6 protein-coding genes and 1 pseudogene are annotated in these 9,448 nt (G+C 40.6%); 1 reads left to right on the forward strand and 6 read right to left on the reverse strand.

Annotation, left to right across the window (positions count from 1 at the left end; genetic code table 11):
- Window positions 1-70: 70 nt before the first annotated feature.
- The 4 genes from PSI06_RS20025 to PSI06_RS20040 all read right to left on the reverse strand — a co-directional run bounded on the left by PSI06_RS20025 (window position 71) and on the right by PSI06_RS20040 (window position 5,856).
- Entirely contained in the window at window positions 71-1,405 is a 1,335-nt protein-coding gene (locus tag PSI06_RS20025) for a transporter substrate-binding domain-containing protein (protein ID WP_273605063.1), read from the reverse strand.
- 492 nt (window positions 1,406-1,897) lie between these two features.
- Window positions 1,898-2,959, reverse strand: a complete 1,062-nt coding sequence (locus PSI06_RS20030; RefSeq protein WP_138577842.1) for a putative porin — start codon at window positions 2,957-2,959, stop codon at window positions 1,898-1,900.
- A gap of 33 nt (window positions 2,960-2,992) precedes the next feature.
- Window positions 2,993-4,264: a dicarboxylate/amino acid:cation symporter gene (locus PSI06_RS20035; protein WP_004589122.1), complete on the reverse strand. Its 1,272-nt coding sequence runs from the start codon at window positions 4,262-4,264 to the stop codon at window positions 2,993-2,995.
- Window positions 4,265-4,785: 521 nt separating this feature from the next.
- On the reverse strand, window positions 4,786-5,856 hold the full coding sequence (locus PSI06_RS20040; RefSeq protein WP_052026279.1) for a mechanosensitive ion channel family protein: 1,071 nt from the start codon (window positions 5,854-5,856) through the stop codon (window positions 4,786-4,788).
- A 131-nt stretch (window positions 5,857-5,987) separates the two neighbouring features.
- On the opposite strand from PSI06_RS20040, the gene PSI06_RS20045 reads away from it, so the two are divergent.
- A complete protein-coding gene (locus PSI06_RS20045; RefSeq protein ID WP_004589124.1) occupies window positions 5,988-6,950 on the forward strand; it encodes a YihY/virulence factor BrkB family protein in 963 nt (320 codons plus the stop codon).
- Here PSI06_RS20045 and PSI06_RS20050 read toward each other — a convergent pair.
- The gene (locus PSI06_RS20050) at window positions 6,947-7,837 is read right to left on the reverse strand and encodes a LysR family transcriptional regulator (RefSeq protein ID WP_004589125.1); all 891 of its coding nucleotides are present in this window, start codon (window positions 7,835-7,837) and stop codon (window positions 6,947-6,949) included. The genes PSI06_RS20045 and PSI06_RS20050 overlap by 4 nt on opposite strands.
- 73 nt (window positions 7,838-7,910) lie before the next feature.
- Window positions 7,911-9,320: pseudogene (locus PSI06_RS20055) on the reverse strand (putative bifunctional diguanylate cyclase/phosphodiesterase); the annotation flags it as partial.
- Between the last annotated feature and the right edge of the window lie 128 nt (window positions 9,321-9,448).

Consider the following 9,448-nt stretch of genomic DNA (forward strand, 5'->3'; position numbering starts at 1 on the left):
ATTCCATGTCCCGTCTGTTAACATTAATCTTGGCATGTAGGTTCGGTGTAAAGTTTTCTGGCGAATTCAATTATACCTTATCTTCATGCTGTTTGTTTTTCATACCACAAAGATCAACACGCCCTAAGCGAATAGAGCGGTTTGTTAGTAGGTTTAAATCTAGCTGCTCAGTTTTCTCATGCGATGCTTCACCTTTTACGGCAAAGCTTTTTAAATCCTCTACTATGCCCTTTACCTTGTTACTGGCAATGTGCATATCGTCTAAAATTTCTGGCAGCATATGTTTAAAGCGCTGATAGCTTACACCGGCAACAAGAAAGTCGCCTTGGCTTGCTTGATGCTCATCAAGTATGTCTGTTGCATCTTCAAAGGCTTCTTTTATAAACGGAAAATTTAACGTTAAAATACTACATGGGTTATTAATTTCGTGAGCTACTCCCGAAACCAACACCCCCAGTGAGGCCATTTTATCTGCATGAAGTAGCTGTAACTGCTGCGCTTGTAGCTCTTTGGTGCGGCTTTCTACTTTTTTGCGCAGGGCTTTGTTCCAAATTATCACCACGATACTAATTAGTAGCAGCACCACTACACATATACCCGCTATTACACCAGCTTTTGACCAAGGTGATACGTTTAACGGGCCAAACCATTTGTCGTAAATTTCTTGCTGGCGGCCGGTGTTTTTTAAAATAGCTAAGCCTTGAGTAAATTGCGATAACAGCGCTTCATCTGCGGTTTTAGTGGCATAGCCATAAAGCCGGTTTCTTTCTAGGCTAGAAATAGCAGTGATGTTTGATAGCCCCAATTTTTTACTTAAATACAAGCCGGGTAAGTTTGAAACCACTGCAAAGTCATAGCGGCCAGAGGCAAGCAAGCGCAGGGCATCGGCATGGGTTTCAACCGGTATAAGGGTAATGTTTAAGCCTGAGTGGTTAAGCATATCAAATGCTGAGCCATTGCTTTGTACAATAACGCGGTAGTTTTCAAGCTCGCTGTAGTGCGTTATTTTAGGGCTATTGTCGCGCGCAAATATAGAGTGGTTAACAAACGTGTGCGGGCTAAAGTTATACAGATCGGTGCGCTCGGGTGTGGCGGCCATGCCTTGTAAAATATCCACATTTCCACGGTCAAACTCGGCTCTTATTTCGGCCCAGGGCATTAGCTTTATTTTTATATTAAGCCCCATTACAGCGGCTATTTCTTGGCTAAGTTCTACGTTGTAACCTGTAAGTTCGCCATCTTCGTTAATAAACTCATAAGGGGGGTAGTTAAAATCTCCGCCCACTATAATTTGTTTAGGCTGCGATAAATTAGCTTGTGCAATGCAGTTTAGGCTATTAATACCCAGTAGGCTTAGTAGCGCTATTTTTAATACATAAAACCAAGCGTTTTGTTTAATAAACAAGTGAGTAAACCTCTGCATTTTTTAGTTGTGGTAGTGCGTTAGTAAATTGTCTAAACAGTACAAATAAAATGGCGTTTATGTTCCTTTTACAGCCGCAAAAAGGTTGTTTTTAGTTGGCAGCAGGGGACTATAGTCTGTATTTTAATTTTATATAAATTAGGTACTAACGAATTTATCATGGTTTTAAGTCTTATCTATTTATACTTTAAACTAAATAAGAATAAATTAATTGTTAATTAAGGTTTTTTGTAAGGCAGTTATGTCTTTTTAAGGCTGTTTAATAAAATAAAAGCGATTTAATATCGGCTATTAAATCGCTTTTATTGGTTGGGCCTATTTAGAGAATGTTGACCTGTGTAGATTAACGTTTTTCAAGCTAGGGCAGTTTAAGCAAGGCGCTGGCTTTTAAGTGAGTAGGCTTAATAATCGCTTTTGCTAAATACTAAACTCACTACTGTAAATTTAATCACGATTGGTCAACATGCCTTAGTACTAAAACTTCATGTTTAGGTTTACTTGAATGCGATCGCGGCCATTGTTGTTAGTGGGTATATCGTTATTAATATTATCCACGCTAAACCACCTTAAATCGGCATTTAGGTTCTCTGCAATTTTGTAATCTAGCTGTACACGTGTGCCTTTAATATTGGTATAAGAACCCGGAGTATTAGTTTGCGTAAACGCGCCGTTCATAGGTAATGCATAGGCTTCGGTACGTAGCACGTAAAAACGCAGGCCAAACTGTTTATTAATTTGATAACGAGCATGTACAGTAAACGCTGTATTTTCGCTGTCTGCTTCACTTGTGTAGTAATCGGCTGCAAAGCGCACTGCGCCATAACGTACATCAAGGTTATAGGTCATTACGTTGCCTGCTTGGTCAGCATCAAGGCCCGACTCAGCACTGGCATAGGCCGTATCTGAGGCGCTAACAAAAATTCCACCAATACCGGCTTTAACGTTAATGTTATTAAAACTTGTAGCATATACACCTTGTAGCTGTTGCCAGCTAGCATCGCGCTTGCCTTCGCCATTATCGACATTTTCTTCAAGAATAATATGCCCAGCATTAACGCTAAACGTATTGTTACTCCAGTTAGCTTGTACACCTTCTAGTGCTATATCGTCACGAAAAAGCAGCTCTGATGAATGCATATAAACGGGTGCCGCTTTACCAATATATACTTGGGTGTTGCTAAGCCCTGTGTACTTCATAAAGGCGCGGTCTAAACCAAAGTCATCGTTATCGCTGGTATCGGTGATACCAAAGGTTTGATGGGTTGAATCGTGTTGGCTTGAGGTTGTTCTAAAGCGCATTTGCGCTGACCAGTTATCGGTAGCTGCGTATTTAATACCAAATCGGGCACGTAAACGGGCGCGGCTTGTTGAGTCAATTGTATCGCCTTCGGTGCGCTCAAAGCGCATACGCATATCGCCAAATAGCTTAACGGCTTCAAGGCCATTTAAACCTTCAATTGTAATATCAGCATGGGCTGGCTTAGCTAAGGCAATAACACCTAATGCAACGGGTAAATAGATAAGTTTACTAGTCATGGTTTGTTCTCTATAAAATTACTAAATCGAGGGTTATTGCTTAGCGGGTTGAGCCGCTGTGTTGTCTTGGTTGTAAAGGGTTTCGTCAAGCTCGCCTTCGCTTTTACCAATTAATAAAGTAACCATTAAATCGCCTGTTACATTTATGGTAGTGCGCGCCATATCTAAAATTCGGTCAATACCGGCAACTATTGCAATGCCTTCAAGGGGTAAGCCAACGGTGGTCAGTACTAGCGAAAGCATAATAAGGCCTGCACCGGGTACACCAGCGGTGCCTACAGAGGCTAAAGTAGCTGTAGCTATAATGGTTAAGTAATCTGTTGTGGTGAGGTCAATACCAAAGGCTTGGGCAATAAACAGTGCTAATACGCCTTGGTATAAAGCGGTGCCATCCATGTTAATCGTGGCGCCTACTGGCAGTACAAAGCTTGATACAGTGCGTGATACACCTAAGTTTTGGGTGGCGCATTTAATGCTGGCAGGTAAAGTACCTGAGCTACTTGTGGTGGTAAAAGCAATAATTTGCGCTTCGATAATACCTTTATAAAAACGTTGTGGATTAAGCTTGCCTAGTAAGCCTACAAAGCCGCCACCCAACACTAAAACGTGAATAATGCAGCCTAGGTACACTAAGCCAATTACTTTTATAAGTGGCAGTAAAACATCCAGTCCGTACTTGCCTGATACCCAAGCCATTAATGCAAATACACCGTATGGCGCCAGCTTCATTACAAGCTCAGTTAATTTGTACATTGCATCGGCTAGGCTTTCAAACATTTTGCTAGCGGGTTCGCCTTTTTCACCAATTAGGTTTAAAGCAATGCCTAAGCTCAACGCAAACACTATAATTTGTAAAATATTACCTGAGGCTAATGATCCCACTGGGTTTTTTGGTACTAAACCTACAATGGTGTCTACTAAGGTAGGGCTTGGTTTAGCATCGGCTACTGTGGTTGCAACCATATTTAAGCCTGCGCCAGGTTCAAACAACAACCCAAGACCCAAACCAATCGAAATGGCTACTGCGGTGGTGGCTAAATAAAATACGATTGACTTAACACCAATACGCCCCATTTTAGTGGTGTCTTTCATTGAGGTAACACCAACAATTAATGAGCAAAATATAAGCGGTACAATTAACATTTTAATGGCGCTAATAAATAGCTGGCCAATTGGCTTTATATATTCAGCATTATTGCCTAACAGCATGCCGGCAATAATACCCGCTATCATACCTATGAGTATTTTTAGCCAGAGCGCCATTTTTTTAGGCTCGTTGTTATTAATACTTGTTGTACTGGTCATAGTGTTATTCCAATTATTTATAATATTTAGTGGGAGCTATTTAACTTTTGCTTAGGGCGTTAACGCGCTTATTGCACCGGCACGTGCACAGGCCACACAAGGGGCTTGCAATTTTATGGACAAGCTTTCGTTAGCCTTTTTAGATAGGGGTTGTTTGTACACGTGCATAATTAAGCTCTAAAGTTGTTAGATTATTGTTATTGCATTAATAATGCCAAGCGCGGTTTTGTTAATAACGTATTGAATGTTATTGATTTTATTGTTTTTGGTTGGCGGTTTGTTAATATAACTTTTTGAATAATTATTAATAATGAAAGACGGGTTAAAGGCGGCTTAAATGATGATTTATAAATAACTCATTTAAAATCAATAAGTTGATAGGTGTATAACTTTTATTATTGATATAACAAAAGTTATATTTAATGCATTAATTAATCATATTTTTTGATTTTTTAGGGTTTAAAACATTATTAAGTTGTAAATTGGCTGTATGTGGTTTTATTTTTTCTTATACGTTTAGCTTAGATAATATTTTTACCCTGTTCAGGATCCCGTGATTTTTCAGCTTGATCACGAATTTCGTCGGTATCACTACTTACATCATCAACCGTTTCATTTTGCTGCTGCAGCTGCTTAGAGCTTTGCTGAGCAGTTAAAGGTTGCTCAGCTTTATTGGTGGGCTTTTGTGTATCACTCTCATCAGGTGCACTGAGTAAAATACGCTCGCGGGCATCATCTGGCATACTGATGTTTTGCGCTGTAAATTCGGTTACTAGCTCACGCATTAACTGCGAGGCCACTTTTAACGGACTATGTTGTTCGCTGTTAACCCAAAAAAACAGATTAAAGTTAATTGTTGAGCTGCCTAAATTATTGATCAGTACTTGTGCTGGTGGCTCAGTAATCACACCCGTTTGCTTGTTTGCAATTTCAAGGGCGAGTGTTTGGCAGTAACGAATATCGTTATCGTAACCTATGCCAATCACCACCTTGGCACGCATTTTTGGATTTGCAGTTAGGTTTTTAATGGTATTTTTATAAACCGTGGCGTTAGGTATTTGTATATGGTTGCCATCGTAATCAACTAAGGTGGTTGCGCGAGCGGTGACCTTTTTAACCACACCTAAGCGGCCATCGACTTCTATTACATCGTCTATTTTAAATGGCCGTTGAACGCTCAACAGTAAGCTAGCAATGAAGTTCTCTGCTATGTCTCTAAAGGCAAAGCCCAATATTAAGCCTATTAATCCGGTACCGCTCATAATGGCAATAGCAAATTCGGTAAGTCCTGCTAAACGTAAAAATAAATACACGCCCAGCAATAAAATTAAAATGCTAATCCCGCGTTTGGCCACTAAGTGCACAAGTTTACTGTCGGTCATATAAATGAGCGGTTTTACTAACAGCTTAGACAAAGGACTGGCGACAAAGTAGCTAATAGTTAAAAGTATAAAACCTAATAAAAGAGTGGGTAATATTTGCGCTGTTGCGTGAAGTAATTGCAAACTTTGGGCGTATAAATACTGCCAACTGAGCACGCTTTCTGGGGTGTTTAAGGCATTCACAGCCGTGGTGTTCACTGCAATTAGCATAGTTATAAGGCTGTTCATGGCGTATTACCTTGGTATTTTAAATAATCTAGCAAGCAGCAAGTTTAATACCAATTCCAAAAGCACAGCTTGGCAAACTTTTTGCTCGATAATAGGCTAAAAAGGAGCAAACAATGAGCAAACCTAAACGGGGACAACATGCCGAGCAGCCAGTGCACATTCCGGTTATTGGTTGGTGGGACATAGCCAAACGTATTTTTAAGCAAATGAGCCAAGATAACTTATCGCTGGTTGCAGCGGGCGTTGCGTTTTATGCCTTACTTGCTATTTTTCCTGCTATTGCTGCAATGGTTTCTGTGTATGCGTACTTTTCATCGCCCACCGATATTAGTGAACACTTAAGTAAAATAGTTACCTTATTACCGCAAAGCACGAGCGATTTAATTTTATCTCAGGTCTCGAGCTTGGCTCAAACCTCTAACGCCAGTTTAAGCTTAAGTGCAATTGGTACACTTATTCTTACTATTTGGAGTAGCTCTAAAGGCAGCCAAGCGCTTATTACTGCCTGTAATATTAGTTATCATGAATACGAAAAACGCTCTTTTTTTCATGCTCAGTTAGTACGTTTTTTATTTTCGGTAGGGGCTATTTTAGTGGCTATTTTTGCTTTGCTAATTATAGGTATTTTACCCATAGTACTTAATTTAGTGGGCTTAAAAGAAAGTATAGACTTACTAATAAAGTTAATATCGTGGCCATTACTCGCCTTTATGTTTAATTTTGCATTGGTGCTTTTGTATCGCTATGCACCACACAGAAAACCCGCTAAATGGCGCTGGATCACACTTGGCTCGTGTATTGCGACTGTATTATGGATTTTAGCCTCAATTGGTTTTTCGTTTTATGTCTCTCACTTTGCAAGCTACAACGAAACGTATGGTTCGTTAGGCGGGGTAGTGATTATGCTAATGTGGCTCTATATAAGTGCCTATATTATTACGCTTGGGGCGGTAATAAATGCGGCAACCGAACAACAAACAGCGAAAGATAGTACCAAAGGCCCCGCTAAAGAACGCGGTAAACGCGGAGCCTACGTTGCTGATCACCTTGATGTAGATGAGCCGACAAACTCTTAGCCCGGCTCATTATTGCACAAGCTTATGAGATGCTGAGTAAATGCTTGGCCAACGGGGCCTAAACGGTCATTGTCGGTGCACATTAAATAAAGCTTTAAGGAGCGGGTTGTACCTTGCTCTAAATTAAGGGGCTTAAGTGTGTTGTTTTTAAGATAAGGTTTAATTTGTGCACTAGGCAGCCATGCATAACCAAAGTTTTGGCTAACCATATCAATAGAGTTACGTAAGTGACTTACTGTCCAGCGCATATCTGCCCCAAGCCAGCCGTCGTCGTGGCTGGTGTGGGTGGCCGAATCGCGAACAACTATTTGCCTGTGTAATTTAAGCTCTCTGTAGGTCAGTGGTTCAGTGCGCTGGTGTAAGGGGTGATCAGGGTGCGCAACGGCAATAAATTCTATATCGCACAAGCTATGGCAATTAATGCCATAAAGCGCAATAGAGGTAATTGCTAAGTCGACCACTGCATTGGTAAGTAATTCGTTTGCGCCGTTAAGTACGCTTTCTATCAGTTCTATTTTTACCAGTGGGTATTGCTCATTAATATGGCTTAGCGCTTGGTACAATAAATGCTGCGGAAACACTTCATCTACCGCTATTTTTAATGTGCTTTCAATACCTTCGCTTAACGTATTAGCAACCGATTCTATTTTGCTGGCTTCATCTATTAAAAATTCGGCGCGGCGCAATATAAGCTTACCGTTTTCGGTTAAATACGCTTTACGGCCTTTTACTTCAAGCAATTTTACTTGCAGTGCCGACTCTAACTTTTGCACTGCATGGTGCACGGTTGATTGGCTTTTAAATACCGCGCTGCTAGCACCGGCAAATCCACCATGCTCTACAACAGCTTTAAACATTCTCCATTGCTCGAGTGTTGCCTTTGCCATTTTAAACCTTGTTACTACTTACTATTGATTAAACTACCTGACCGTGTAGGCACTCTATTTATTGCGTAACTACTTATTTATTATTGGCAATAACCATTTTTTTGCTGCTCAGCAACGTCATAAACTCTTTTTTAGGCACTGGCTTTGAAAACAAATAACCTTGCCCGTAGTCGCATCCTGCTTTTAGTAGTAGCTGCATTTGTTGCTGCGTTTCAATTCCTTCGGCAATAACTTTTAGGCCAAGCTGGTGGGCCATCACAATAATGGCTTCACATAAAGCAAGCTCTTGGCTCCCTGCGTTAATATTATCAATAAAGCGTTTATCTATTTTTAGGTAATCGGTATCCATTTCTTGCAGGTACGCGAGCGATGAATAGCCGGTGCCAAAGTCATCTAGCGCTAATTGCACACCTGACTGGACTAATGTTTTTAAGCGACTTTGGGTTAGTGGCTCTGGGTTTACCATAAGGCCTTCTGTGATCTCGGCCACAATAGAGGAGGCGGGTAGTTTGGCTGCTTTTAAAATCTCACACCAATCGTCAATTCCGCTATCGATTGTTGATAACTGCACAGGAGAGACATTTATACTAATTTGAAATTGCTCACCCATGGTGGTGTTTATTTCTTTTAGGGTGTGTATTGCTTGTGTAAATACAAATTGGCCCAGCGCATTTATTTGCCTAGTTTCCTCTGCAAGCGGTATAAACGTCGCCGGCGAGACTAACCCCTTTTTAGGGTGGTGCCAGCGAATAAGCCCTTCGGCTTTATGAATGTGCAAATCGTTTAATGCCACAATAGGCTGATAAAATAGCTCAAATTGTTCAAGCTCTATGGCGGAGCGTAAATCTTTTAATAGCTGCATACGCGCTTGCGCATGAATACGCATATCTTTTGAAAAAAACTCAAACCCATTACGGCCGTTATTTTTAGCTTTATACATGGCTTGGTCGCCAGCTTTTAATAGCAGCTCTGTACTTTGGCCATCGCTAGGTGCGCATGCAATGCCCATACTAGCGCTAATAAATAGCTCCTCGTCTTCAAGCTGTATACTTGATGAAAGGCTTTGCAATATATTGCTGGCAATTTGGTTTATATGGCGACTGCTTTTAACATGGTCGTATACAATCACAAACTCATCACCGCCAATACGCGCGACAAAACTGGCGTTTATTGCAGCTTGAATTATCCGTTGAGAAACTAACTTAAGTAGATTATCGCCATAATGATGGCCTAACGTGTCATTAATATCTTTAAAGTGATCAATATCGAGCAGCATCACAACAAGTTCGCATTTGTCGCCTGTTACTTCATCAAAACGCTTATTTAAACGCTCTTTAAGCTCTAGCCTATTTGGTAAATCAGTTAAGTGGTCGAAGTGAGTTTTTCGCCATATGGTTTCATCGGCTTGTTTTTTTTCTGTGAGGTCGGTAAAAATGGCCACCCGGCGAGTAGGTATATTTTTATCATCGTACACGGTATCTATAACACGGCAAGATCATTATAAATTGAACTTATAGAATATGTAGTGATCAGATCAAGGCATAATAATCACCTTGGTCACGTAAAATATGAGCGCTACTTTTCTGAAACACTTTAATTCAATTACCGATC

Source organism: Pseudoalteromonas sp. GABNS16E (genome assembly GCF_028598715.1).
Lineage (GTDB): Bacteria > Pseudomonadota > Gammaproteobacteria > Enterobacterales > Alteromonadaceae > Pseudoalteromonas > Pseudoalteromonas atlantica.

Excerpts from the sequence above, each read along its gene's own strand:
- PSI06_RS20030 (WP_138577842.1), bottom strand. The coding sequence starts at position 2,959 with ATGACTAGTAAACTTATCTATTTACCCGTTGCATTAGGTGTTATTGCC.
- PSI06_RS20035 (WP_004589122.1), bottom strand. The coding sequence starts at position 4,264 with ATGACCAGTACAACAAGTATTAATAACAACGAGCCTAAAAAAATGGCG.
- PSI06_RS20040 (WP_052026279.1), bottom strand. The coding sequence starts at position 5,856 with ATGCTAATTGCAGTGAACACCACGGCTGTGAATGCCTTAAACACCCCA.
- PSI06_RS20045 (WP_004589124.1), top strand. The coding sequence starts at position 5,988 with ATGAGCAAACCTAAACGGGGACAACATGCCGAGCAGCCAGTGCACATT.
- PSI06_RS20050 (WP_004589125.1), bottom strand. The coding sequence starts at position 7,837 with ATGGCAAAGGCAACACTCGAGCAATGGAGAATGTTTAAAGCTGTTGTA.